Annotated in this window: 22 protein-coding genes and 1 pseudogene; 11 read left to right on the top strand and 12 right to left on the bottom strand. The window is 68.8% G+C overall.

The window, feature by feature from the left end:
• Positions 1-206: 206 nt before the first annotated feature.
• Positions 207-845, top strand: coding sequence for a peroxiredoxin (locus D3874_RS18610; protein ID WP_119779542.1), 639 nt, complete (start codon positions 207-209; stop codon positions 843-845).
• 181 nt (positions 846-1026) lie between these two features.
• On the opposite strand, the gene D3874_RS18615 is transcribed toward D3874_RS18610, so the two are convergent.
• Complete coding sequence (locus D3874_RS18615; RefSeq protein WP_119779545.1) at positions 1027-1440, bottom strand: tellurite resistance TerB family protein; 414 nt, start codon at positions 1438-1440, stop codon at positions 1027-1029.
• 113 nt (positions 1441-1553) lie between these two features.
• Between D3874_RS18615 and D3874_RS18620 the strand changes: the two genes are divergently transcribed.
• Genes D3874_RS18620 through D3874_RS18630 form a run of 3 tightly spaced genes read left to right on the top strand, consistent with a single transcriptional unit; the run spans position 1554 to position 3387 of the window.
• Positions 1554-1823 carry a TetR/AcrR family transcriptional regulator gene (locus tag D3874_RS18620; protein WP_119779548.1) on the top strand — a complete coding sequence of 90 codons (270 nt, stop codon included), beginning with the start codon at positions 1554-1556 and terminating at the stop codon, positions 1821-1823.
• 20 nt (positions 1824-1843) lie between these two features.
• Positions 1844-2185 (top strand): hypothetical protein, encoded by a 342-nt coding sequence (locus D3874_RS18625; protein ID WP_119779551.1) that lies wholly within the window; start codon positions 1844-1846, stop codon positions 2183-2185.
• Between the two features lie 17 nt (positions 2186-2202).
• Positions 2203-3387 carry a nitroreductase family protein gene (locus D3874_RS18630; RefSeq protein ID WP_147385721.1) on the top strand — a complete coding sequence of 395 codons (1185 nt, stop codon included), beginning with the start codon at positions 2203-2205 and terminating at the stop codon, positions 3385-3387.
• A 153-nt stretch (positions 3388-3540) separates the two neighbouring features.
• Here the strand turns inward: D3874_RS18630 and D3874_RS18635 are convergent, their stop codons facing one another.
• Positions 3541-6306, bottom strand: a complete 2766-nt coding sequence (locus D3874_RS18635) for an ATP-dependent DNA helicase (protein WP_119779557.1) — start codon at positions 6304-6306, stop codon at positions 3541-3543.
• Between the two features lie 189 nt (positions 6307-6495).
• Between D3874_RS18635 and D3874_RS18640 the strand changes: the two genes are divergently transcribed.
• The gene (locus D3874_RS18640; RefSeq protein WP_233560021.1) at positions 6496-7167 is read left to right on the top strand and encodes an OmpW/AlkL family protein; all 672 of its coding nucleotides are present in this window, start codon (positions 6496-6498) and stop codon (positions 7165-7167) included.
• Positions 7168-7388: 221 nt separating this feature from the next.
• On the opposite strand, the gene ccoS is transcribed toward D3874_RS18640, so the two are convergent.
• From ccoS to ccoN, 8 genes are read right to left on the bottom strand one after another with little or no spacing between them, the layout of a single operon-like run.
• Positions 7389-7544 carry a cbb3-type cytochrome oxidase assembly protein CcoS gene (gene ccoS, locus D3874_RS18645; protein WP_338016762.1) on the bottom strand — a complete coding sequence of 52 codons (156 nt, stop codon included), beginning with the start codon at positions 7542-7544 and terminating at the stop codon, positions 7389-7391.
• Between the two features lie 5 nt (positions 7545-7549).
• Entirely contained in the window at positions 7550-9781 is a 2232-nt protein-coding gene (locus D3874_RS18650) for a heavy metal translocating P-type ATPase (protein WP_119779564.1), read from the bottom strand.
• Positions 9778-10266 carry a FixH family protein gene (locus D3874_RS18655; RefSeq protein WP_119779567.1) on the bottom strand — a complete coding sequence of 163 codons (489 nt, stop codon included), beginning with the start codon at positions 10264-10266 and terminating at the stop codon, positions 9778-9780. Before D3874_RS18655 ends, D3874_RS18650 begins: the two co-directional genes overlap by 4 nt.
• A complete protein-coding gene (gene ccoG / locus D3874_RS18660) occupies positions 10263-11705 on the bottom strand; it encodes a cytochrome c oxidase accessory protein CcoG (RefSeq protein ID WP_119779569.1) in 1443 nt (480 codons plus the stop codon). Before ccoG ends, D3874_RS18655 begins: the two co-directional genes overlap by 4 nt.
• Before the next feature lie 29 nt (positions 11706-11734).
• Positions 11735-12613 carry a cytochrome-c oxidase, cbb3-type subunit III gene (gene ccoP / locus D3874_RS18665; RefSeq protein ID WP_119779571.1) on the bottom strand — a complete coding sequence of 293 codons (879 nt, stop codon included), beginning with the start codon at positions 12611-12613 and terminating at the stop codon, positions 11735-11737.
• Positions 12614-12615: 2 nt separating this feature from the next.
• On the bottom strand, positions 12616-12774 hold the full coding sequence (locus D3874_RS29450) for a cbb3-type cytochrome oxidase subunit 3 (RefSeq protein WP_199699139.1): 159 nt from the start codon (positions 12772-12774) through the stop codon (positions 12616-12618).
• Positions 12775-12792: 18 nt separating this feature from the next.
• The gene (gene ccoO, locus D3874_RS18675) at positions 12793-13530 is read right to left on the bottom strand and encodes a cytochrome-c oxidase, cbb3-type subunit II (RefSeq protein WP_119779573.1); all 738 of its coding nucleotides are present in this window, start codon (positions 13528-13530) and stop codon (positions 12793-12795) included.
• A gap of 17 nt (positions 13531-13547) precedes the next feature.
• On the bottom strand, positions 13548-15026 hold the full coding sequence (ccoN, locus tag D3874_RS18680) for a cytochrome-c oxidase, cbb3-type subunit I (protein ID WP_119779575.1): 1479 nt from the start codon (positions 15024-15026) through the stop codon (positions 13548-13550).
• Positions 15027-15179: 153 nt separating this feature from the next.
• On the opposite strand from ccoN, the gene D3874_RS18685 reads away from it, so the two are divergent.
• The 5 genes from D3874_RS18685 (at position 15180) to D3874_RS18705 (ending at position 19682) form a co-directional block, all read left to right on the top strand.
• A complete protein-coding gene (locus D3874_RS18685; RefSeq protein WP_119779577.1) occupies positions 15180-15413 on the top strand; it encodes a hypothetical protein in 234 nt (77 codons plus the stop codon).
• A 36-nt stretch (positions 15414-15449) separates the two neighbouring features.
• Positions 15450-16214, top strand: coding sequence for a DUF2189 domain-containing protein (locus tag D3874_RS18690; RefSeq protein WP_158596104.1), 765 nt, complete (start codon positions 15450-15452; stop codon positions 16212-16214).
• Positions 16215-16226: 12 nt separating this feature from the next.
• Positions 16227-16532, top strand: a complete 306-nt coding sequence (locus D3874_RS18695) for a hypothetical protein (RefSeq protein ID WP_119779581.1) — start codon at positions 16227-16229, stop codon at positions 16530-16532.
• Positions 16533-16654: 122 nt separating this feature from the next.
• Positions 16655-17089 (top strand): cation-transporting P-type ATPase, encoded by a 435-nt coding sequence (locus tag D3874_RS18700; protein WP_199699140.1) that lies wholly within the window; start codon positions 16655-16657, stop codon positions 17087-17089.
• Entirely contained in the window at positions 17082-19682 is a 2601-nt protein-coding gene (locus D3874_RS18705) for a cation-translocating P-type ATPase (RefSeq protein ID WP_233560023.1), read from the top strand. The genes D3874_RS18700 and D3874_RS18705 overlap by 8 nt, the downstream gene beginning before the upstream one ends.
• A gap of 7 nt (positions 19683-19689) precedes the next feature.
• Here D3874_RS18705 and D3874_RS30595 read toward each other — a convergent pair whose 3' ends face one another.
• Entirely contained in the window at positions 19690-20673 is a 984-nt protein-coding gene (locus D3874_RS30595; protein WP_119779587.1) for a zinc-dependent alcohol dehydrogenase family protein, read from the bottom strand.
• Positions 20674-20764: 91 nt separating this feature from the next.
• Positions 20765-21418: pseudogene (locus tag D3874_RS30600) on the bottom strand (CBS domain-containing protein); the annotation flags it as partial.
• A gap of 181 nt (positions 21419-21599) precedes the next feature.
• On the opposite strand from D3874_RS30600, the gene D3874_RS18720 reads away from it, so the two are divergent.
• Positions 21600-23300, top strand: a complete 1701-nt coding sequence (locus D3874_RS18720; protein ID WP_233560024.1) for a PHA/PHB synthase family protein — start codon at positions 21600-21602, stop codon at positions 23298-23300.
• Positions 23301-23537: the final 237 nt, after the last annotated feature.

Raw genomic sequence — 23537 nt, forward strand, 5'->3', positions numbered from 1 at the left:
CAGTCCCGAGCGGAGTCGGCAGCGCTAGACAATACAGGGCGGACATCCATTGGCCAGTGGCCAGCATGCGGCGCCTTGACTCAGGTTATAACACGTTATTTGTGTTCTATATTTTCGCCATTGAAATTCCACTTGTGAATAATGCGCGTTGGGTGGAGGGTGTCGGCTATCAAGGCAGCACCCTAATGGCACAAGGAGGCATTCCGATGACTCTCAGATTGGGCGACATCGTCCCCGACTTCACCCAGGAATCGACCGCCGGGCCGATCCATTTCTACGACTGGCTGGGCTCGAGCTGGGGTGTCCTGTTTTCGCATCCCAAGGATTTCACGCCGGTCTGCACCACCGAGCTGGGCTATACCGCCAAGCTGAAGCCCGAATTCGACAAGCGCAACGTGAAAGTCCTGGCGCTGAGCGTCGATCCGCTCGACAGCCACACCCGCTGGGTCGGCGACATCGAGGAAACCCAGGGCACCAAGCTCAACTATCCGATCCTGGCCGACAGCGACCGCAAGGTCGCCGACCTCTACGACATGATCCATCCCAACGCCAACGACACCTTCACGGTGCGTTCGGTGTTCGTCATCGATCCCAACAAGAAGCTGCGCCTCACCCTGACCTATCCGGCCTCCACGGGGCGCAATTTCGACGAGATCCTGCGGGTGATCGACTCGCTGCAACTCACCGACGGCTATTCGGTGGCGACGCCGGTGAACTGGCAGCACGGCGACGATGTCGTCATCGTTCCCGCCCTGCAGGACCCCGACGTGATCAAGCAGAAGTTCCCCAAAGGTTACAAGGCGCTGAAACCCTACCTGCGGATGACGCCGCAGCCCAACCTGTAGGGCCGACACCGTTGTGACTCCCCTCCGCCCGCTTGCGGGGGGAGGGGCTGGGGGAGGTGGGTTGGGCCGCTTCGAGGTGCCGGTGTTTGCCCCGACAACCTCCTCACCCAACCCTCTCCTCCCGCGGAGGAGAGGGCTTTGCGCGGTGCCGACCAGTTGGTGAACACCGCTCCGGAGGGCCTCAGATCGAGCGATAGCGGGCCTGGACGGCGCGTTCGATGGCGACGGCGTGCAGGCGATCGATCTTCAGGCCGCCGCGCACGATCTGCAGCAGGCGCGCCTCGAACACTTCCAGATGCGAATCCACGGCCGCCAGTTCGCAGGCCAGGGCATAGCCGGTGTCGTGGAGTTCGAGCGGCAGGCTCGCCGCGATCATGCGGATCACTTCCTCGAGGCCGTTGGGCGCATGCAGCATGGCGCCGCAGGCACGGGCCGAATCCGGCAGCTTGTCGGTGTTGTAGCCGCGGAAGACCGGCAGGGTCTTCACGATTTCGCCGATGCTGTGCAACTCGCGGTCGGTCAGGTCGCCATCCGCCGCGGCCGTGCAAACCATTACCCAGATCAGCGCGTCCTGGTGGCCGATATGTTCGGTCATGCCAACTCCCCGTCTTCATGCGGCGCAGCAGAAATAGAGGATCGCCACCCCCGAAACAAGGCATCGCCGGAAAAGTCCTTGTCACCGAATGGTGACTTCGTTACCCTGGCGCCATGGCACCCATCCAGCCCCGCCCCGCTCTTCCCGGCCCGCGCGACCGCGCGGCAACCCAGGCGCGCCTGGTCGCGGCGGCGGGCAACGTCCTGGCCCGCGACGGCTTTGCCGCCCTGGGCGTCAACCGCATCGCGGTCGAGGCCGGCTGCGACAAGGTGCTGATCTATCGTTATTTCGGGGGCTGGAAGGGCTGCTGCGCGCCTTCGGCGAAAGCGCCGACTTCTGGCCCACGGTCGAGGAACTGGCGGGCGGCGATCCGGCCCGTCTGATCGGCCAGCCGCCGGGCGAGGTGCTGGCCGCCGTCCTGGTCAATTTCGCCCGCGCCCTGCGGCGGCGGCCGCTGACCCTGGAAATCATGGCCTTCGAGACGGTGACCCGCAACGAGTTGACCGTCATCCTGGAGGAGGTGCGCGAGAGCCGCACCATGGCCCTGGTCGCCGCCCTGGACCTGGCGGCAGGCCCCGACGACGACCTGCTGGCGGTGACCGCCCTGCTGGCCGCCGGGGTCAGCTACCTGGCGGTGCGCGCCCGCAAGATCCGCCTGTTCGGCGGCATCGAGATCGCCGGCGAGGCCGCCTGGGTGCGCCTGGAAGCCAGCCTGGCCGCCCTCGCCCGCACCGCACTGACCTGACCCGACGGGAGATTTCGATGCCTGCCCCCTTGCACACCCCCAATGTCACCACACGGAGACACATACTGCGCCGGCTGGCCCTGGGCACCGCCCTGGCCGCGACCGGCGGCCTCGCCTGGCGCGCGGCCGATACCGGTGTCATCGGCCCGCTCTCGCCCGACCCGTGGCAGGCCTGGGCGGAGCTGGAGCTGCCGGGGCCGCCCGCCCTGCGCATCGCGCGCGCCGGCATCCTGTCGGCCAATGCCCACAACACCCAGCCCTGGCGCTTGCGCGTCGAGGACGAGGCGATCGACGTGCTGGTCGACGAGAGCCGCAATATCGGCGACTTCGATCCCTTTCGGCGCGAACAATGGCAAAGCCTGGGCTGCCTGATCGAAACCATGGCGGTCTTCGCGCCCGAGGTCGGGCGACAGGCCAGCATCACCCTGCTGCCCGACGGGACCGGCCCCCGCGCGGCGCGGCTGGCGCTGATGCCGGCGCCGGCCGCCGCCAGCGACCTGTCCCGGGCCATCCGCCACCGCCACACCGAGCGCGCACCTTTCGCCGACAAGGCCGTGGCCCCCGAGCAGCTGGCGGCCCTCGCGGCCCTGGCCGACGATCCCGCCCTGCGCCTGACCCTGATCCCGGCCGATGCCCCGGCCGCCGGCCTGTTCGCCCGCGGCTCGGTCGAGGCGACCCGGGCGATCGTCGCCGACCCGGACATGAACGGCGCCAGCCACCATTGGATGCGCAATTCGCCGCGTGCCGTCGCCCGCCATCGCGACGGCATTTCGGTTGCCACCGCGGGGCTCTCGCCCGTGATGACCACCATCGCCCAGCTCCTGCCCGAGCCGAGCCCCGAGATGATCGGCGACTATTGGGTCGGGGGAACCGAGCAGGCGGTCGCCGCCTCGGCCGCCTTCGGCCTGATCCAGGTGCGCGACCTCGACGACCGGCGCGGCCAGTTGGCGGTCGGCCGCCTGTGGCAGCGCCTGCACCTGACCCTGACCGTCGCCGGCCTGGCCGCCCAGCCCTTGAACCAGATGGCCGAAATGGTCGACCGCGACCGCGCCACCAAGCAGTCCCGAGGCTGGGCGGAAAAGCTCGGCGCGATCGGCGGCGATCCCGCCTGGCACCCCACCTTCCTGTTCCGCCTGGGCCACCCGGCCCGCACCGCCCCGGCCAGCGCCCGCCGGCCGCTGGAGATGGTACTGGTTACCTAGAACGCTTTTCCATTAAAGGGAAACGCGTCATCCCCGCGCAGGCGGGGATCCACCGCCGGGGCATACTGGAACAGACCCGGCCTGTCACAGCCGTGGATCCCCGCCTGCGCGGGGATGACGCAATGATTTCGGAAAACTGATCCAGGCGTGGCATCAAAAGCCATTGGCATCCGCCAGAAACGCCCGCACAGCCTTCACCGCCTCGGCCAGGCCCACCCGCTCGACCGGCACGCCGTCAGGGAAGGCGGGCAGCAGGCGGCTGGGGGTCATGGCGTCGAGCATGACGAAGACGCCGTGATCGCCCTGGCCGCGGATCAGGCGGCCGAAGGCCTGGCGCAGTTTCAGGCGCACCAGCATGTCGTCATAGGCAGCACCCCCGAAGGCCTCGCGCCGGGCCCGGTGCAGCAGGCTGGGCCGGGGCCAGGGCACCCGGTCGAACACGATCAGGCGCAAGGCGCGGCCCGGCACGTCGACCCCGTCGCGCACGGCGTCGGTGCCCAGCAGGCAGGAATGCTCTTCCGAGCGGAACAGGTCGACCAGCGTGCCCACGTCCATGGGATCGATGTGCTGGGCATAGAGCCTGATGCCGGCCTCGTCGAGCGGGCGCTCGATCCGGGCATGGACCCGGCGCAGCCGGTCGATCGCCGTGAACAGGCCCAGCCCGCCGCCGCCCGCCGCCAGGAACAGCGTGCGGTAGGCGGCCGCGACCTCGTCGGCCTCGTCGCGGCGCACGTCGTTGACGATGAACACCCGGGCCTGCCGGGCATAGTCGAAGGGCGAGGGGAAACTCGCCCGCCGGGCCGGCAGGATCAGGTGCGAGGCGCCCGTGCGCACCTCGGCCGCGTGCCAGTCGTCGGCCGTCTGCGGGCCGCTGTCGCGCAAGGTGGCCGAGGTGATCAGGACGCCGTGCGCCCGCTCCAGCAGGGCGCCGGACAAGGGCCGCGTCGGGTCCATCCAATGGCGGTGCAGGCCGACATCGCGCTCGGCGCCCTGGTCGCGCTCGATCGCCAGCCAGTCGACGAATTCGGGTGGCGTGGGCTGCCCTAAGTTACGCAGCATGGCGCGCCAGGCGGTGACCGGCTGCACCACCCGGCGTTCCAAGCTGCGGATGCCGGCTTCCAGGCGCAGGCGGGTGGGGGTGTCGAGGTCGTCGGCCTCCTGGTCCAGGCGCGCGGCCAGGCGCCCCTTCAGGGCGGCGGCGGGCTCCAGCAGGCGGCGCAGCAGGGCATCGACGGCATGGGCGGATTCCGAGAGTTCGGCCGTCGGGTCGAGCGCCGGCGCCTCGAGGGCGAAGCCGCCGCGCCGTTCCAGCGCACGGGCGGAGACGAAGCGCCGCACCTCGGCCAGGAAGCGCTCGACCGGGCCGACCGCGCCGCCGTCGGCGATGCGCGCCTGCCAGCCTTCGGCCGGCAGGACGCCCGCACTGATCCGCAGCTCGGCCAGGGCCGTGGCGCCGGACTCGTCGCTGGCGACCAGGTCGCCCAGGCGCCGCTCGATCCCCCGGCCGCGGCCGGCGCGGCGATGCCCCGCCTCGGCCCCGCGGATCCAGCGGCGCAGCTCGGCCGTCTCGGTGCCGGTCAGATGGGCGGAGAAGGCATTGTCGGCGGCATCGAAGACGTGATGGCCCTCGTCGAAGACATAGCGCGAGGGCAGGTCGCGGCCGTCGCTGGCCAGGGCGGCCTGGATCATCACGAAGGCATGGTTGGCGACGACGATTTCCGCCGCCTTGGCCTTCGCGCGTGCCCGCTCGACATAGCATTTGCGGAAATGCGCGCAGGCGGAATGGATGCATTCGCCGCGCCGGTCGGTCAGCGCGCCCAGCCTGGCCCCGGCCAGGAGTTCGATCGCCCAGGTGGGAAAATCGCCGCCCACCATGTCGCCGTCGCGGCTGGCCCGCGCCCAGCGCACGACCAGGCCGATCGCCACCGCGCTGGTCCCCGGCTTCACCCCGCCCGGCCCTGCCACCTCCTCGAGGTTCAGCAGGCACAGGTAGTTCTCCCGCCCCTTGCGGATCACCGCCTTGCGCGAGCGCAGGGCCAGGTCGGGATACAGCTTGGCCAGTTCGCGGTCGAGCTGGCGCTGCAGGTTCTTGGTATAGGTCGACAGCCACACCGCCGCCTGGTTCTTCTGCGCCCAGACCGAGGCCGGCGCGATATAGCCCAGGGTCTTGCCGATGCCGGTGCCGGCCTCCGCCAGAATCATTTTCGGCGCGCCGGCGACATCGCGGTGGCCGAAGGCCTGGGCCGCCAGGGCGGCATAATCGCCCTGGGCCGTCCGTTCCTCGGCGCCGGCGCCCTTGATCCGGTCCAGCGCCGCCCGCGCCTCGGCCTCCTCCACGGCCAGGCCCAGGGGCGGTTGGGCCGGCGGCGGTTCCTCCCAGTCGGGCAGGCGGTTCCAGACGTCGAGGCCGCTGCCCCGCCCTTCGCCGCCGTCGGCCAGCCCCAGGGCCGCCAGGACATAGGGCGCCCAGGGCCAGCCGCCCTTGCCCATGGTGTGGGCGATGCGGGCCGCCTCGGCTCTGTCCTTGGCCGTCGCCAGCTCGTCCAGCAGATATTGCGCCACGGCCGGCAGCACGGCCGCCTCGTCGACCATGTCGGCGGGGAGTGCCAGGTGGAACAGCGCGGCCAGGCCGGCGGGGCTGGGCAGGCAAAAGCGCGCCGGCCGCACGAAGGCGAACAATTCCAGGACATCGAAGGCGCGCAGCCCGGCCAGACCCAGGCGCCTTGCGGTCAAGGGGGCATGGGCGACGATGACCTGCCCGCCTTCCGCCACCCGGGCGGCCTCGCGCAGGGACAATTCCTCGATCTCGCCCTCGGGCCGCACGACCACGGCGCCGCGCACCCCCGCCACCAGGGCGGGCAGTTCCGGCAGTCGCGTGATGACAGCCTCGTGGTGCGGGGGGGCGGGCGATTCGGACATGGCGCCATCATAGGCATCCTGCTGTCGGGTGCACGCCCTGTGGCCAAATGGACACTTGCATCGGATTTGACCGGTCCCTTTCGTCGCAGCCCGCATAGATTGATTTCAATCAACGCCCAGTCCCCCCTCGCCGGACCATGGTCACGCCATCGGTCATGCCGTTGCATCGCCGTTTCGGAGGGATGATAGATGTTGCATAAAATGAAAGGTGCCCTGCCCCTGGCCGCAGCGTTGACTGCCGGTCTGGGCCTGGTTGCCGCCATGCCGGCCCAGGCGGCCGAGCAGAGCCCGTGGATGATCCGTGGCCGCGCCCTGATCGTGCTGCCGCAGGAAAGCGGTGACCTGAGCCTCGATGGCGTGGGCGCCATCCCCGGCGACGTGTCGATCGACGACTCGGTGGTGCCGGAACTGGACATCACCTATTTCGTCACGCCCAACATCGGCATCGAGCTGATCCTTGGTACGACACCGCACAACGCCGAGGCGATCAACACGCCCCTGGGCGCCAAGACCGACCTGGGCGATGTCTGGCTGCTGCCGCCGACCCTGCTGGTGCAATACCACTTCGCGCCTGAAGGCAAGATCCGGCCCTACGTCGGCGCCGGCGTCAACTACACGATCTTCTACGGCAAGGACGAGCCGGACGGCGTCTCGGTCGATTACGAGAACAATTTCGGCTGGGCCCTGCAGGCCGGTGTCGACGTGCCGCTCAACGACCACTGGTCGCTCAATCTCGATGTCAAGCAAGTGTTCCTGTCGACCGACGTCACCGTGCGCGGCCTGACCGGCCCGGCGGCGGTCCGCGCGGACGTCGATATCAACCCGCTGCTGATCGGCGTCGGGGTCGGCTATCGCTTCTGATGCCTGGAGCTTCCAAGGTCGCCCTGGGCGACCTTGGTTGCGTGGTTCGACAGGCTCACCATGAGGAGAATCTTTTTGCCATAAAGACTCTCCTCATCCTGAGCCTGTCGAAGGACGCAGAATGTATGAGCGAAGTGAACAAACGCATCGACTGGCCATCCGGCCAGTCGATGTTTTTTTGTGCGTGTGATTGGTAACGGTAGGAGTACCGAAGTACCGACCTATCTGTCGAACGCTGGCCCTCGCCCTTCGTCGTCGAAGAGGATACGGGCACTGTCACCCTCGAGGTCATCGAACTGCCCGGACCTCATCGCCCAGAAGAAGGTCGCCAAGCCGCCCAGGCCCAGGGTCAGGGCAATGGGCATCAGATAAAGCATGATGGTCACGGCGTCGGCCCTCCAAGCCCTGCCCGCCCCAGGCGCAGAGCATTCAGGATCACGGTCAGGGACGAGACCGACATGGCCACGGCGGCGAGCAGCGGCGTCACCAGGCCGGCCATGGCGAGCGGTACCAGCGTGATATTGTAGGCCAGCGAGATCCCCAGGTTCTGCCGCACCAGGCGCTGGGCGCGGTGCGCCACCGCGAGGGTTGCCGGCACGGCCGCCAACCCGCCGCCCTGGTAGATCACATCGGCCGCCGTGCGGCTGATGTCGGCCGCGGCGCTGGGCGCCATCGAGGCGTGGGCCGCCGCCAGCGACGGGGCGTCGTTGATGCCGTCGCCGACCATCAGTACCCGGCATCCCAGCGCCGCCAGGCCTTCGATCGCCTTGACCTTGTCCGCAGGCCGCTGCCCGGCCCGCCAATCGCTGAGATTCAGCCGGGCCGCGAGCGCCGCCGTTACCGTGGGACGGTCGCCCGACAGCAGCAGAATCCGATAGTGCGGGGAAAGCTGGGCGATGGTCGCCACGGCGTCCGCGCGCAAGGCATCGTGGAATGACAGGCGTATCGCCGGCCGGCCCTGCACCGCCAGCCACATCTCGGGCCGGCCGTCGGGCACTTCGGCGGCGTCGGGGGCCGCGAAGTCACGGCGTCCCAGGCGGACCGGCTTGCCGTCGACGATCGCCAGCAGGCCGTCGCCGGCCTGTTCGGTCACGCCGGGCAGCGCCGGGGCGCCGGGCGCCGCACGCCGCAGGGCGAGGCACAGCGGATGGCTGCTCGACGCGGCCAGGCCGCTGGCCAGGGCCAGCAGATCGGGGGGAACCTCGGCCTCGTCCGCCAGTTCCGGCCGGCCCTGGGTCAGGGTGCCGGTCTTGTCGAAGACGATGGTGTCGATTTCCGCCAGGCGCTCCAGCGCCGTGGCGCTCTTCAGCAGGATGCCGCGCTTGAACAGGCGGCCGGACGCTGCCACCTGCACCGCCGGCACAGCAATGCCCAGGGCACAGGGGCAGGTGATGATGAGCACGGCCACGGCGTAGAGCAGCGACTCGGCCCAGCCCGCCGCGCCCAGGAAAAACCAGCCAAGGAAGGTCACCAGGGCCAGGCCGTGTACCGCCGGCACATAGGCTCGGGCCAGGCGGTCGGCCAGCACGACATAGCGGGCGCGGCCCTGCTCGGCCGCTTCCATGCAGCGAACCACTTCGGCCAGAACCGTGTCGGGCCCGATGGCCCCCGCCACCACCGTCAGGGGCGCCCCCAGGTTCATCGTCCCGGCGAACACCTGGTCGCCGACGCCGACCGACACCGGCACGCTCTCGCCGGTCAGCATGCTCGAATCGACATCCGACCGGCCGGCGACGATGCTGCCGTCGACCGGCATCCGACCGCCCGCGGCGACCAGCACCGTATCGCCGATGCCGATCGCCTCGACCGCGACGACCTCGGCCCGGCCGTCGGCCTTGAGCCGCGTCACTTCGGTCACGGCAAAGGACAGGAGATGGGCGGCCGCTGTGCGGGCGCGGCCGCGGGCCCGCAGATCGAGGAAGCGCCCGACCAGCAACAGGAACACCAGCGAGATCGCGGCATCGAAATAGGCCTGCTCGGCCCCGATGATGGTCTGCACCAGGCTCATCAGGGCGGCCAGGGATACCCCCACGGCGATCGGCACGTCCATGTTCACGCGGCCGGCACGCACGGCATTCCAGGCCGAGGTGAAGAAGGGCATGCCGGCGTAGGCCACCGCCGGCAGCGCGATCATGGCCTGTACCCAGTGCAGCAGCGTGCGCGTGCCCTGCCCCATGTCCTGGAACACGCCGGCCCACACCGCGATCGCCAGCCACATGACGTTGCCGGTGGCAAAGCCGGACACGGCGATCGCCCGCAGCAGGCGCCGGTCCTGCACGGCGTCGGCGGCTTCCAGGCGGCCGATGTCGAACGGCCGCGCGACGAAGCCCAGTTCGGTCAGGCGGGCGACCAGGCTTGCCGCCCGTGTCGGGGCGCCGCGCCAGGCCAGGGTCAGGCGCCGCGTGGTGAAGTTCACCCGCGCGCTGGCAACGCCGGCTTCGGCCATCAAGGCGCGCTCGATGCGCTGGACGCAGGCGACGCAATGGATGCCGTCGATCGCCAGCATCAGGCGGTTGACGCCGCCCGAGGTTACGACATGGCGCGCCAAGTCCGTGGTTGAAACCGGCGCCGGACCAAGCCCGGCACTGCCGGCATGATCGGCAACGGCGCTCATCTGATGACCACCCGGTCCAGCAGGTCCATCCGCTCGGTGCCACGGACCACCATGACCGCGACCTCCCACTGGCCGGCGGGAATGCCGGCGAGGTCTGCCTGCCAGCCGCCGTCGGCCAGCGGGCGCGGGACGAGGGTGCGGTCGAGGCTGGCCTCGGTCGGGCGGATCAGCCGCAATTCCACCCGGTCGGGTACCAGCACGGTATCCGTCCGGTCGCGCACGACCAGGATCATCCGGCCATCGGCGAGGGTGAGGGCGATACGCCAGCCCAGCGCCGCCTGGCGCGCCTCGGCTGCCAGGATCTCGTTGTGGGCGAGGCCGCGTTCATAGGCATGGTCGGTGACCAAGCCCGGCCGGCTCTCCAGGGCGCCCACGATCATGATGGTATCGACCGCCAGGACGGTGACGAAGAACCCCAGCAGGATGGCCAGCACCCTGATGCCGGTCAGCCCGGTGCGCGGTCGCTCGGTTGAAACGGTGCTCATTGCCTTGGTCCTTCGAAACGGGCCGGGGTGGTGACGGTCAGATCGCGGGCCGCGTCATGAATGTTGAAATGGTAGTCGATCGGCTCGCCCGCCCATTGATCAGTATCAAGGCGCACGAACAGACGCAGCGCGGCCACGGTATCGGGGGCCAGTTCCAGGCTCGGCGCCGCCTCGCCCTCGTGCCCCAGGACGGTCAGCTGGCCCTGCGCCAGGCCGTCCAGGCTGATGATGATGTGCTGGGGCTGGTTGGTCTTGTTCAGCAGCTTGAGCGTATAGCCGTTGCGCAGGTCGCCGTCCGACAGGCGCACGAACAGCGGGTTGCGATCCGGCAGCACGCTGGCCTCCAGCGGCGAGCGCGCCAGCAACGCCCACAGCACGGCCGCCCCGGCCGCCGCGAAGACGACGAAGTAGCCGAGCGTCCGCAAGCGGATGAAATGCCATTGCCGCGGCTTGCCGGCGGCGCCCAGCGCCATGTTGCGTTCGGTATCGTAGCCGATCAGCCCGTGGGGCAGGCCGACCTTGTCCATGATGCCGTCGCAGGCATCGACGCACAGCCCGCACGAGATGCAGCTCATCTGCAGGCCGCCGCGGATGTCGATGCCGGTCGGGCAGACCTCGACGCACTGGCGACAATCGATGCAATGACCGCGCCCCTCCCAGCCGTCGCCGGCCTTGTGCTTGCCGCGCTTCTCGCCGCGCCAGTCGCGATACGACACCACCAGCGTGTCGCGGTCGAACATGGCAGACTGGAAGCGGGCATAGGGACACATGAAGGTACACACGCTTTCGCGCGCCCAGCCAGCCAGCAGATAGGTCGAGAAGGTCAGCAGTCCGATGGTGATATAGACGCCGGCGCCCGCGGTGCCGAGAAACAACTGCGGCATCACCGTCGGTGCGTCGTTGAAATAGAGAATCCAGGCACCGCCGGTCGCCAAGCCGATGGCGATCCACAGGCTGTGCTTGGCCAGGCGCTGGGCGATCTTGGACACCGTCCACGGCGCTTTGGCCAGGCGCAGGCGCTGCGCCCGGTCACCCTCGACCCAGCGCTCCACCATCATGAACAGGTCGGTCCAGACGGTCTGCGGGCAGGCAAAGCCGCACCACACGCGGCCCAGCATGGCGGTCACGAAGAACAGGCCGATCGCCGCGACGATCAGCAGGCCCGTGATGATGTAGATCTCCTGCGGCCAGATCTCGAACCACAGGAAATAGGCCTTGCGCCCGGGCAGGTCGATCAGCACCGCCTGGTCGGGCGCGAAGGGGCCCCGGTCGAAACGCAACCAGGGCACCCCCCAGTAGATCGCAAGCAGGACGGTCATGACCGCCCATTTGATCCGGCGAAACGGCCCCTTGACTTTCTTGGGGACGACCGGCGGCCGCGCGAACCACAGGGGGCTGTCCTCTTGTGGTTCGGCTGCCGCAGGCTGCAGGGAGGCCATGATCTTGCGCTTCCTCGGGTACTGTTGCGTTACTCGCCGCCGCCCAGGCTGTGGACATAGAGCACCAGCTTCTTGATCGCCAGGGCATCGAGACGTCCGGCCCACGCAGGCATCACCCCGGCGCGCGGATTCCACACCTGCGCCTCGATCGCCTTGGCATCGCCGCCATAGAGCCAGATACCATCGGCCAGCTTGGGCCCGCCCAGTTCACGGTTGCCCGCGCCCTTTTCGCCATGGCAGGAGACGCACTGCTCGGCAAAGACCGCCTCGCCGCGGCCCGCGGCCGCCGCGTCCGCCGTCTGACCCGACAGGGCCAGGACATACTGCGTGACGTCGGCAACCTGCTCGCGCGTCAGCATGCCGTCCTTGCCGAAGGCGGGCATCAGCGATTGCCGGGTGTCGACGTCGTTGGCAGCGCGAATGCCGTGCTCGATGGTCGCCTGCAAGGTCGCATAGTCGCCACCCCACACCCAATCGTCGTCGAGCAAATTGGGAAAGCCGACGTTACCCTGGGCGCCCGAGCCGTGACACTGGGCGCAATTCTCGGCGAACAAGGCGCGGCCGCCCGCGGTCGCGAAGTTCATCACGTCGGCATCCGCGGCCGCGGCCGCGTAATCCAGCTTGGCCAGGCGGTCGTTCATCGGCGCCTGCGCGGCCGTGACCGCCGCCATGGTCTGTGCCAGCTCGGCACGGGTCGAGTATCCCAGCACGCCCGGGGTATAGCCCGAGAACGACGGCCAGGCGGGATACAGCACCCACCACGCCAGCGAGAAGATCACGCAGGCGGCAAAGGTCAAGACCCACCAGCGCGGCGGCGGCGTTTCCAGTTCGCGGATGCCGTCCCATTCGTGAGGATGGATTTTCGAGCCGGTGATGGCGTCGATTTCGGGCTTGTCGGCGGTGCTCATGATTATTCCTCCTCGGGCGCGCGGAACGGGATGCGCCCTGCATCCTCGTAATTGCCGCGCGCGCCAGGGCGATAGGCCCAGGTGCAGAAGACGACGAACATCGACAGGAACAGGATCAGGCCGACGATACGGCTGACGATCAGCGTTTCTTGGAATTCCACGGCATCACCTCTGTCGGATTACCGGTTGAAATCGGCGTCGGGCCTGATCTTGGGGAAGTCGACCAGGGTGCCGAGCATTTGCAGATAGGCGACGAGCGCATCCATCTCGGTTACCTGCGCCGGGTTGCCGTCGAAGTCGCGCGATACCGCCTTCTTCCAGCGCGCCTCGAACTCGGCGCCTGCACCGTCCGGGCTGGCCTGGGCGGTGAAGTCGGCCGCCGCCGCCGCGATCTGGTCGTCGGTATAAGGCACCCCGGTGACGCGCAGCGCCTTCAGGTGCGCCGCGATATCCGATCCGTCCAGCGGGGAGGTCAGCAGGAACGAATAGGCCGGCATGACCGACTCCGGCACCAGGCTGCGCGGATCGGCGAGGTGGCGCACCTGCCAGTCGTCGGAGTATTTGGCGCCGACCCGCGCCAGGTCCGGCCCGGTCCGCTTGGACCCCCACTGGAAGGGATGGTCGTACATACTCTCGGCCGCCAGGCTGTAGGGCCCATAGCGTTCCACCTCGTCGCGGAACGGCCGGATCTGCTGGCTGTGACACAGGTAGCAGCCCTCGCGCAGGTAGATGTTGCGCCCGGCCAGTTCGAGCGGCGTGTAGGGACGCATGCCCTCGACCTTCTCGATCGTATTCTCGATCAGGAACAGGGGCGCGATCTCGACGATGCCGCCGACCGATACCGCGGCCAGGATGCCGGCCAGCAGCTTGATCGAGTGCTTCTGCAGGGTTTCGTGAATGCTGTAGACGGTGGCCATGATCCGGACCTTTCCGATTATTCTGCGGGCTGCAGGAGCGGCGGGGAGTCGGCCTTGGCCGGTTCTCCGACGCGGATGGTCATCCACAGGTTCCAGGCCATCAGGATGGCACCCGACAGGAAGACCAGGCCGCCCAGGGTGCGAATGGCGTAGTACGGGTGCATGGCCGCCACGGTTTCGACGAAGCTGTATTGCAGGAAGCCGAGGCTGTCGTGGGCACGCCACATCAGGCCCTGCATGATCCCGCTCGCCCACATCGCGGTGATGTAGAGGACGATGCCCAGGGTGCCGAGCCAGAAGTGCACCCGGATCGCTCCCTGGCTGTAGACCGCCGCGCGGCCCCACAGCTTGGGAACGATGTGATAGAGCGCGCCGAAGCAGATGAAGCCGACCCAGCCCAAGGCACCCGAGTGGACGTGGCCGACGGTCCAGTCGGTGTAGTGGCTGAGACCGTTGACCTCGCGGATCGCCATCAGCGGACCCTCGAAGGTCGACATGCCGTAGAAGGCCACCGCGACGATCATGAAGCGCAGGATCGGGTCGGTACGCAGCCGATCCCAGCGGCCCGAGACCGTCATGATCCCGTTCACCATCGAGGCCCAGCTCGGCATCCACAGCATAACCGAGAAGGTCATGCCCAGCATCTGTACCCAGTCGGGCAGCGCGGTGTAATGCAGGTGGTGAGGACCGGCCCAGATGTAGATGAAGATCAGGCTCCAGAACGAGATGATCGACAGCCGGTAGGACCAGATCGGCCGTTCGGCCTGCTTGGGGACGAAGTAGTACATCATCGCCAGGAAGCCCGCGGTCAGGAAGAAGCCGACCGCGTTATGGCCGTACCACCACTGGGACATCGCATCCTGCACACCGGCGAAGAGCGAATAGCTCTTGGTGCCGAAGAACGACACCGGTACCGCCAGGTTGTTGACGATGTGGAGCACGGCGATGGTGACGATGAAGGCCAGGAAGTACCAGTTCGAGATATAGATGTGGGGCTCGCGCCGCTTGATGACCGTGCCCAGGAAGACCACCAGGTAGGTGACCCAGACAATGGCGAGCCAGAGGTCCAAGTACCATTCCGGCTCGGCATATTCCTTCGACTGCGAGCCGCCCATGACGTAGCTGAGCGCGGCCGCCACGATGAAGAACTGGTAGCCCCAGAACACGAAATCGGCCGCGTAGCCGCCGAACAGTCGTGTCCGGCAGGTGCGCTGGACGATATAGAACGAGGTGCCGATCAACATCGAGCCGCCGAAGGCGAAGATGACGGCCGAGGTGTGGACCGGGCGCAGACGGCCGAAGCTGGTCCACGGCAAATCCAGATTGAGGAGCGGGAAGGTCAGCTGTGCGGCGATCACGACGCCCACCAGCATGCCGACGATTGCCCAGAAGACAGCCGCCATCATGAACCATCGGGTCACGTCGTCGCGGTAGGCTGGTGCCTGCTTCAAGGCCCTGAGGCCCGGGCTGGGAGATAGTGCGGTTTCAGTTGCCATGGTCCTCGCCCCTCGCTGGCGGCGCTTCAGTAACTGCCGCAACTTAAGGGGGCAGGAGGGGGGCTGCCTTGATCCAGATCATGGCCGGCGCCCTAGGGAGGCCGCAGCATTGCGACAAGTTAGCCCGCTTTGATGCCCCCGGAGGGAAACCAGATGTCCAACGCCCAGTACAAGACCGCGGTAGCGCCGGCCGCGCGCCTTCAGGCCTACAGCCGGGTCGAGGGAGCGATCGCCCCGGTTCTGATGGCGGCGGCCTTTTCCGCCATCGGCGGTTTTGGCGTCATGCTCGCCGCCAAGGCGCCCGACGACTACGGCTATGTCGCCGGCTTCGGCTTCCTGATGTTCGCCTTCGTCATGGCCATGCGCTATTTCGGCAATCGGGTCTGAGGCCGGCGGCCGGTGCAGACCATGGAGCCCAACGGCGTGATCCCTATTCGCCTCCTCGAAGGCGACCCGACCGCGCGCTGGCTCAAGGCGGCCTATGCCGATCTGCGCCGCAGCCCCGGCGTCAGCCTGTCCTATGGCCTGGCGCTCAGCCTGCTGTCGTGGATCGTAACCCTGGCCATCATCGCCGACGAGCGCTGGTTCCTGCTGCTGCCACTGCTCGGCGGCTTCATGTTCCTGGCACCGCTGATCGCGGTCGGCCTCTATGAGGCGAGCCGCCGCCACGAGGCCGGCCTGCCCGTCACCATCGTCGATGCCTTAAGCGCGGTCCGGCGCAACGCCGGACAGATCGCCCTGATGGGCTTGGTCCTCGCCCTGTTCTTCCTGGCCTGGACACGCATCGCCCTGTTGCTGTTTGCCCTGTTCTTCGGCTCGGCGCCGCCGCCCGTCGCCGATCTTTTCGGCGCGATTTTCCTGACCACCGACAATCTGGCCTTCGTCCTGCTGTCGAATGCCGTCGGCCTGGTTCTGGCCGCCGTCGTCTTCGCCATCAGCGCCATCTCGATCCCGATGCTGCTCGACCGCGACGTCGACGTCGTCACGGCGATCGCCACCTCCGTGCGGGCCTGCCGTGCCAACTGGCAGATCATGATCGGCTGGGCCGCCCTGATCGTGCTCATCATCGGCCTGGGCGCCATCACCTTCTACGTGGGCCTTGCCGTCGCCTACCCGCTCATCGGCCACGCCACCTGGGCGGCTTACCGTGAACTCGTGCCGCGGGGTCCTCTGGACCCGGCCGGCTGAGGGAAGCGCGCCATGTTTTGCTGCCCACCCGTTGCCGAGCGGCAGGAGCCTGCCGCCCCCACACGCTCACCGCCCGCAAGCCCGCCCCTCGCGCCAAAGGCCAGGCGCCGCTCGCCGTGGCAGGCGATCGTCGCAACCCTGCGCGAACCCGCCTTCGCCCTGCTGTTCGCCGCCAGCCTGCTCCACTTCGCCTTCGGCGATCCGACGCAGGCCGGGCTGCTCCTCGGCCTCTGCCTCCTGTCTGCAGCCATTGCCGTCGCCCTGAAAATGCGCGACACGGCCCCGCACGACCAGCCCGGCAACGACACCGAGATGTGATCTGCCGGGTGGCCGGCCCTTGACCAAGGTCAAGACCATTCCGTCCAAAACAGCCGATGATCGACAGGCACCGGCATTGGGCCCTGGTTGCCACCTGTAAGATTATAGCGAGGACGCGTGGTTTGCGACATGCAGAGCACCCAGGCCCGATACGGATCCGCCGGCGGCGAGCCCGCAGGCGATCGCCCCCGGGCCTGAGCACGGCGCAAGCGGCGGCGCACCTGGCCCAGGACGGTCCCAACCTCGCCGTGGTCGGCCTGCGGCGCGGCCTGATCGCCAAGCTCGGCAAGCGACTGGCTGAGCCGTTGGTCGCCATCCTGCTGCTCGCGGCGGCGGATGTCATCCTGCTGGCGTCGGACCTCGGGGTGCTGGCCGTGGCCTTGCTGCTGGCGCTGACCCCGCTGGGGGCCGTCGTCGGCTTCGTCGCCCTGCCGCCGGTCATCCTGCTGGCCATCGCCGGTGTCAGCCTTGCCTATCTCGCCTGTGCCGAAATGCTGAAGCATGTCGCCATGGCACCCCGCCATCGCCGTACCGAGCGAGCGCATCGTCATGTCTAGCCTGCCGTTCACCAAGTCGGCCGGGCCGTCGCCCAAACGCCGGCCCACCCTGGCGATGCCGCCCGCCCTCGACACCGGCCTGACCGAGCGGGAAGCCGCCGCCCGCCTGCGCCGGGACGGCGCTAACGAACTGCCCAGCGGCGAGCACCGGGCGCCATTGCGGATCATCGCCGATACCGTCTGCGAGCCGATGTTCGCCTTGCTGCTGGCGGCGGGCCTGCTCTACTTCTTTCTCGGCGACGCGCTGGAAGCCTCGGTCTTGTTCGGCTTTGCGACCTTGTCGGTCCTGATCGCCGTCGTCCAGGAACTGCGCACCGAGCATGCCCTGGATGCCCTGCGCGACCTCTCCAGCCCGCGCGCCATGGTCGTGCGCGAGGGCAAGACGAAGCGGATTCCCGGCCGCGAGGTGGTGCGGGGCGATATCATCCTGGTGGGCGAGGGCGACCGGGTTCCCGCCGACGGGGTGCTGGTCGCCGCGACGGGCCTGGAGATCGACGAATCGCTCCTGACCGGCGAATCGGTTCCCGTTTGCAAAGTCGCGGCGGAGACCACCGAGATTGCAGATATCGCGCCTGCCCGCGCCGGCACGGACGATACCGGTACCTTGTTCTCGGGCACGCTGGTGGTGCGGGGGCAGGGCCGTGCCCTGGTGCTTGCCACTGGCCGGCGCACGGAACTGGGCCGTATCGGCCAGAGCCTGCACAGGATCGAACGCGAACCGCCGCGCCTGCGCGCCCAGACCCGCCGCCTGGTCCGCGTCTTCGCGATCGTGGCCGGCGTGGTCAGCCTCCTCGCCACGGTCCTGTACGGCCTGACGGGCCACGACTGGCCGGCCGCCGCCCTGGGCGGCATTGCGCTGGCCATGTCGATGCTGCCCGAGGAATTTCCCTTGATCCTCACGGTCTTCACCGTGATGGGCGCCATCCGCATCGGCAAGGCCCGGGTCCTGACCCGGCGCGCCGCGGCGATCGAGGCCCTGGGCGCCGCCACCGTGCTGTGTACCGACAAGACCGGCACGCTGACCCAGAACCGCATGTCGGTGGTGGAACTGCATGATGCCTCAGGTCTCGCCCTGCCCCTGCCGGCCGATGGCGGGCCGCTGACCGAACGGGCCGCGGCCCTGGCGGCGATTGCCCGCCATGCCAGCCGCGACCAGACCTTCGATCCGATGGAACGGGCCCTGCACGAGCTGGCGGCCGGCCAGACCGACGCCGGCTGGCCACCGGCCCCGGCCCGGGAATTCGGCTTGCGGGACGACCTGCCGGCCATGGCGCGGGCCTGGGGCAATGGCACCGCCGAGCGCCAGCGGCTGGCGGCAAAGGGCGCGCCCGAGGCCATCGTTCGCCTGTGCCGGCTGCCGCCGCCGGAAGCCGGGCAGGTCCTCGCGGCGGCAAATGAGATGGCCGGCCGCGGCCTGCGCGTGCTGGGGCTGGCCGACGGCCTGCTCGAAGCGGGCGCCGGCGATCGCCTGGAGGATCAGCCACTGCACTTCCGCGGCCTGGTCGGCCTCGCCGATCCGCTGCGGCCGGGTGTGCGCGCCGCCGTCGCCGAGTGCCGCGCGGCGGGGATTCGCATCGTCATGGTCACGGGCGATCATCCCGCCACCGCCGCCGCCATCGCCGGCGAGGCCGGCCTGGCGGCAACGCCGGTGGTTACCGGCGGCGAACTGGCCGATCTCGGCCCAGCGGCCTTCGCCGCCTGCGCGGCCGATGCCGCGGTGTTTGCCCGCATCCGCCCGGAACAGAAGCTGCGCCTGGTCGAGGTGCTCAAGGAAAAGGGCGCCATCGTCGCCATGACCGGCGACGGCGTGAACGATGCGCCGGCCCTGAAGGCCGCCCATATCGGCATCGCCATGGGCGGGCGCGGCACCGATGTCGCCCGCGAGGCGGCGGCCATGGTGCTGCTCGACGATGATTTCGGCTCCATCGTCCGCACCATTCGCCTGGGCCGCCGGACCTTCGACAACCTGCGCAAGGCCATGGGCTTCGTCATGTCGATCCATGTGCCGATCGCGGGCCTCGCCTTCCTGCCGCTGCTGCTGGGCCTGCCGCCCCTGCTGGGGCCGCTGCACATCGCCTTCCTCGAGATGGTCATCGACCCGGTGTGTTCGATCGCCTTCGAGGCGGAGCCGGCGGAACCCGACCTGATGCGCCGCCCGCCGCGCAAGGCGACTGATGCCCTGCTCACCGGCACCTTGATGATCTGGAGCCTGGTCCAGGGGGCGACGGCGCTGCTGGCCACGGCCGCGGTCTATCTGCTGTCGCTCGAGGCCGGACTGTCCCTCGACGAGATGCGCAGCCGGACGTTCCTGACCCTGGTGCTGGCGAATGTGGCCTTGATCATCGTCGACCGGTCGTTCAGCTCGTCCCTGCTGACGGCCCTGACGCGGCCCAATGCCGCGCTGTCGACGGTCATGGCCATCGCCGGGGCGATGCTGATCCTGGTCCTGGGGGTGCCGCAGGTAGCTGTGTTGTTTCACTTTGGCCCGCTCGGCCTCGGCGACATCGGCATGGCTTTCGCCGCGGCACTGGCCGTGCTGTTGCTGCTGGAGACGGCCAAGGCGACGGGGATGGCGGCCAAGCTGCGCCAATAGGGGCCGATCAGGGCACCAGGACCGCCGCTCCCTGGAACCGCCCGTGCCGGAGATCGGCCAGCGCCTGGTTGGCCTGTTCCAGCGGGTAGACCGTGGTCGTGGTCGTCACGCCGGCCGCGCGCGCCACCGCCAGGAACTCGGTCGCGTCCCGCCGCGTCAGATTGGCCACGGAGACGATCTGCCGCTCCTCCCACAGCAGCCGGTAAGGGAACTGCGGGATATCGCTCATGTGGATGCCGCCGCAGACGACGCGGCCGCCCTTGCGCACGGCGCACAGGGCATCCGGCACCAGGGCGCCGACCGGCGCGAAGACGATCGCGGCGTCGAGCAGGTCGGGCGGCGACTCCTGCGCGCTGCCGGCCCATTTGGCGCCCAGCGACAAGGCCATGTGCTGCGCCGGCAGGTCGCCCGGCCGGGTGAAGGCGTAGACCTCGCGCCCCTGCCAGCGGCAGACCTGGGTCAGGATATGGGCGGCGGCGCCAAAGCCGAACAGGCCGATCCGGCGCCCTTCCCCGGCCATGGAGAGCGAGCGCCAGCCGATCAGCCCCGCGCACATCAAGGGAGCGGCGGCGACAGGATCGGCAAAGCCGTCCAGGGCGAAGGCATAGGCGGCATCCGCCACCACATGGGTGGCATAGCCGCCGTCGCGCGTGCAACCGGTGAAGACCGGCTCGTCGCAAAGATTCTCGTGCCCGTCGGCACAATAGGGGCAGTGACCGCAGGTGTGGCCCAGCCAGGGAATGCCGACCCTGGTACCCAGGGCCGGCACGGCGACCCCCGCCCCCAGCCGATCGACGATGCCGACGATCTCATGCCCGGGGACGACCGGTAGCCGGACATCGGGCAGCTCGCCGTCGACGACGTGCAGATCGGTCCGGCACACGGCGCAGGCCTCGACCCGCACCCGGATCTCGCCTCGCCCCGGTTCGGGATCCGGCCGGGTCTCGGCCACCAGCGGCTGCCCGCTGGCGCGAAGGACCATGGCCCTCATGGTCAACTGCCCGAGGACGACCTCTGCGGGGGCGTGTCGTTGCCCGGGGGAAAATGGTGACGCCGGAGATCGGCTCGATCAGGACGAGTTCATCGATCACCGACTTCACCCCCGGCACATTCTCGGCCGCGACCTGGACGGCAAGCCGCTCGCGCTCGTCGAAGATCGTCCCGCCCAGGGTGGCCACGCCATCGGTCACCCGCACCTTGATCGTGCCTTTGACACCCCAGGGTTGCCCGGCGAGTTCCGCCATGATCGCGCCCTGGATATGCGCGTCGTCGATATCGTCGGCAGCCTGCGCCGGCATGGCACCGGCCAGGGCGCGCAGCACGTCGACACGGGTGACGATGCCCACGACCTTGCCGTCGCGCACGACCGGCAGGCGCTTGACCCGGCGCCGGCTCATGAGGTCGATCGCCTCGCGCAGCGGTGCGTCCGGGCCGATGGTCACGACATTGGTCGTCATCACCGCCTCGACCTTGCGGGCATGGCTGTGGACATATTCGTCGGCGATCTTGCCGGGGCTGGCGAGGAATTCGAGGAACCACGAGCGCTTGCGCTCGGTCTGGAGTTCGGCCCGGCGCAGGAAGTCCCCCTCGCTGACCACGCCCACCAGCGTGCCGTCTTCGGCGACCACGGGCAGGCCGCTGAAATGCCGCTCGAGCATCAGCTTGACGACCTCGCTGACCGGCATCGACGGCTTCACGCTGAACACCGGCGTTGTCATCACCTGTTCAACAATCATGATCGCCTCCCCATGTTACGGTCACTGCGAGAATCGGATGACGGCATACGGCCCCCGTTCAATCGCCGACTGGTGTGGCTCGATCTTTCGCATGGCCGTGCGCGCGCCACGTTGATCCTGGTCAACACGACTTTCGCGCCAGCACCTAAATTCCGGCGCAGTTGCGTAGAGGAGCCGAGCAATGGACCAGCCCACCCCGAAAGCCTTTCTCGCCTCGGCACCGCCGGATACCACAGAGTCGGGCGAGCGTTTTCGCGCCATTGATCGCCTGACCGGCGCCCTTGCCGCCAAGATGACCGCGGGCCTGTCGCCCGCCGCCCTGGGCCTGGCCTTCGCCGACTGGGCCCTTCACCTGGCCGCGGCGCCGGGCAAGCAGGCGGAACTGGTGGTCAAGGGCTGGCGCAAATACGCCCGGTTCCTGACCCATCTCCAGAGCGGCGCCGCCGATCCCGGCGCCCCCTCCTGCATCGAGCCGCTGCCGGGCGACGAGCGCTTTGGCGACGAAGCCTGGCAGGCCATGCCGTTCCGCCTTTGGTACCAGGCCTTCCTGCTGACCCAGCAGTGGTGGCACAATGCCACCACCGACGTGCCGGGCGTGTCGCCGCATCACCAGGATGTGGTCGCCTTCGCGCTGCGCCAGTGGCTGGACATGGTATCGCCGGCCAACCTGCCCTGGGCGAACCCGAAAATCCTCAAGCAGACCGCCGCCACCCGCGGCGGCAACCTGCTGCAAGGCAACCGGAACTGGGCCGAGGATGTGAGCCGCCAGATCACCGGCCGGCCAGCGGTCGGGACCGAGGCTTTCCAGGTCGGCGCCACCGTCGCGGCGACACCGGGCAAGGTCGTGTTCCGCAACCGGCTGATCGAACTGATCCAGTACCAGCCCGCAACCCCGAGCGTCCATGCCGAGCCGATCCTGATCGTGCCGGCCTGGATCATGAAATATTACATCCTCGACCTGTCGCCCGAGAATTCGCTGGTCCGCTTCCTGGTTGGCCAAGGCTACACGGTGTTCTGCATTTCCTGGCGCAACGTGACGCCCGAGGACCGGGACATCTCGCTCGAGGACTATCGCCGCCTCGGCGTCATGGCGGCGTTGGCGGCGATCCGCAGGATCGTGCCCGGCAGCAAGGTTCACGCCGCCGGCTATTGCCTGGGCGGCACGCTGCTGTCGATCGCGGCCGCAGCGATGGCGGAAGCGGGCGACGACCGGCTGGCCTCGGTCACGCTGTTCGCCGCCCAGACCGACTTCACCGAGCCGGGCGAACTGCAGCTCTTCATCGACGACAGTCAGGTCGCCTACCTCGAAAGCGCGATGTGGGCGAATGGCACCCTCGAGGCGACACAGATGGCCGGCGCCTTCCAGATGCTGCGCTCGAACGACCTGATCTGGTCCCGCGTGGTTCACGACTATCTGATGGGCGAGCGCACGCCGATGTCCGACCTCATGGCCTGGAATGCCGATGCGACGCGGCTGCCCTACCGGATGCAGTCCGACTATCTGCGCCAGCTCTTCCTGCACAACGACCTGGCCAGCGGCCGCTATCTGGTCGAGGGGCAGCCGATCGCGATCCAGAACATCCGCGCGCCCATGTTCGCCGTGGGAACCGAGCGCGACCACGTGGCCCCCTGGCGCTCGGTCTACAAGCTCCATTACCTGGCAGATACCGCGGTTACGTTCGTCCTCACCAGCGGCGGCCACAATGCCGGTATCGTCAGCGAACCCGGACACCCCACCGCCACTACAGGATGCTGGAAAAGCTGGCCGACGACCTGTGCCACAGCCCGGACGAATGGGTCGCGGCCGCCCCCGTTCATCAGGGTTCCTGGTGGCCGGCCTGGGCAGCCTGGCTGGCGGCGCGTTCGCCCGCCGCGCAGGTAGCCCCCCCGCCCATGGGCAACGCGGCCAAAGGCTGTCCGGTGCTGGCCGACGCCCCCGGCACCTATGTCCTGCAGCGATGACCGGCAGGGTGCAAAGCCCTCTCCTCCACGGGAGGAGAGGGTTGGGTGAGGAGGTCGCGGGGCCAAAACACCGCCATCTCCAAGCGGCCCGGCCCACCTCCCCGGCCCCTCCCCCGCAAGCGGGCGGAGGGGGTTATAACGGTACTTGTCACATGCG

The sequence above is a fragment of the Oleomonas cavernae genome (assembly GCF_003590945.1).
GTDB classification, from domain to species: domain Bacteria; phylum Pseudomonadota; class Alphaproteobacteria; order Zavarziniales; family Zavarziniaceae; genus Zavarzinia; species Zavarzinia cavernae.

What these genes read in the sequence shown, in the direction of transcription:
- D3874_RS18610 (WP_119779542.1), top strand. Translation starts at nt 207, where the DNA reads ATGACTCTCAGATTGGGCGACATCGTCCCCGACTTCACCCAGGAATCG.
- D3874_RS18615 (WP_119779545.1), bottom strand. Translation starts at nt 1,440, where the DNA reads ATGACCGAACATATCGGCCACCAGGACGCGCTGATCTGGGTAATGGTT.
- D3874_RS18620 (WP_119779548.1), top strand. Translation starts at nt 1,554, where the DNA reads ATGGCACCCATCCAGCCCCGCCCCGCTCTTCCCGGCCCGCGCGACCGC.
- D3874_RS18630 (WP_147385721.1), top strand. Translation starts at nt 2,203, where the DNA reads ATGCCTGCCCCCTTGCACACCCCCAATGTCACCACACGGAGACACATA.
- D3874_RS18635 (WP_119779557.1), bottom strand. Translation starts at nt 6,306, where the DNA reads ATGTCCGAATCGCCCGCCCCCCCGCACCACGAGGCTGTCATCACGCGA.
- D3874_RS18640 (WP_233560021.1), top strand. Translation starts at nt 6,496, where the DNA reads ATGTTGCATAAAATGAAAGGTGCCCTGCCCCTGGCCGCAGCGTTGACT.
- ccoS (WP_338016762.1), bottom strand. Translation starts at nt 7,544, where the DNA reads ATGCTTTATCTGATGCCCATTGCCCTGACCCTGGGCCTGGGCGGCTTG.
- D3874_RS18650 (WP_119779564.1), bottom strand. Translation starts at nt 9,781, where the DNA reads ATGAGCGCCGTTGCCGATCATGCCGGCAGTGCCGGGCTTGGTCCGGCG.
- D3874_RS18655 (WP_119779567.1), bottom strand. Translation starts at nt 10,266, where the DNA reads ATGAGCACCGTTTCAACCGAGCGACCGCGCACCGGGCTGACCGGCATC.
- ccoG (WP_119779569.1), bottom strand. Translation starts at nt 11,705, where the DNA reads ATGGCCTCCCTGCAGCCTGCGGCAGCCGAACCACAAGAGGACAGCCCC.
- ccoP (WP_119779571.1), bottom strand. Translation starts at nt 12,613, where the DNA reads ATGAGCACCGCCGACAAGCCCGAAATCGACGCCATCACCGGCTCGAAA.
- ccoO (WP_119779573.1), bottom strand. Translation starts at nt 13,530, where the DNA reads ATGGCCACCGTCTACAGCATTCACGAAACCCTGCAGAAGCACTCGATC.
- ccoN (WP_119779575.1), bottom strand. Translation starts at nt 15,026, where the DNA reads ATGGCAACTGAAACCGCACTATCTCCCAGCCCGGGCCTCAGGGCCTTG.
- D3874_RS18685 (WP_119779577.1), top strand. Translation starts at nt 15,180, where the DNA reads ATGTCCAACGCCCAGTACAAGACCGCGGTAGCGCCGGCCGCGCGCCTT.
- D3874_RS18695 (WP_119779581.1), top strand. Translation starts at nt 16,227, where the DNA reads ATGTTTTGCTGCCCACCCGTTGCCGAGCGGCAGGAGCCTGCCGCCCCC.
- D3874_RS18705 (WP_233560023.1), top strand. Translation starts at nt 17,082, where the DNA reads ATGTCTAGCCTGCCGTTCACCAAGTCGGCCGGGCCGTCGCCCAAACGC.
- D3874_RS30595 (WP_119779587.1), bottom strand. Translation starts at nt 20,673, where the DNA reads ATGAGGGCCATGGTCCTTCGCGCCAGCGGGCAGCCGCTGGTGGCCGAG.
- D3874_RS18720 (WP_233560024.1), top strand. Translation starts at nt 21,600, where the DNA reads ATGGACCAGCCCACCCCGAAAGCCTTTCTCGCCTCGGCACCGCCGGAT.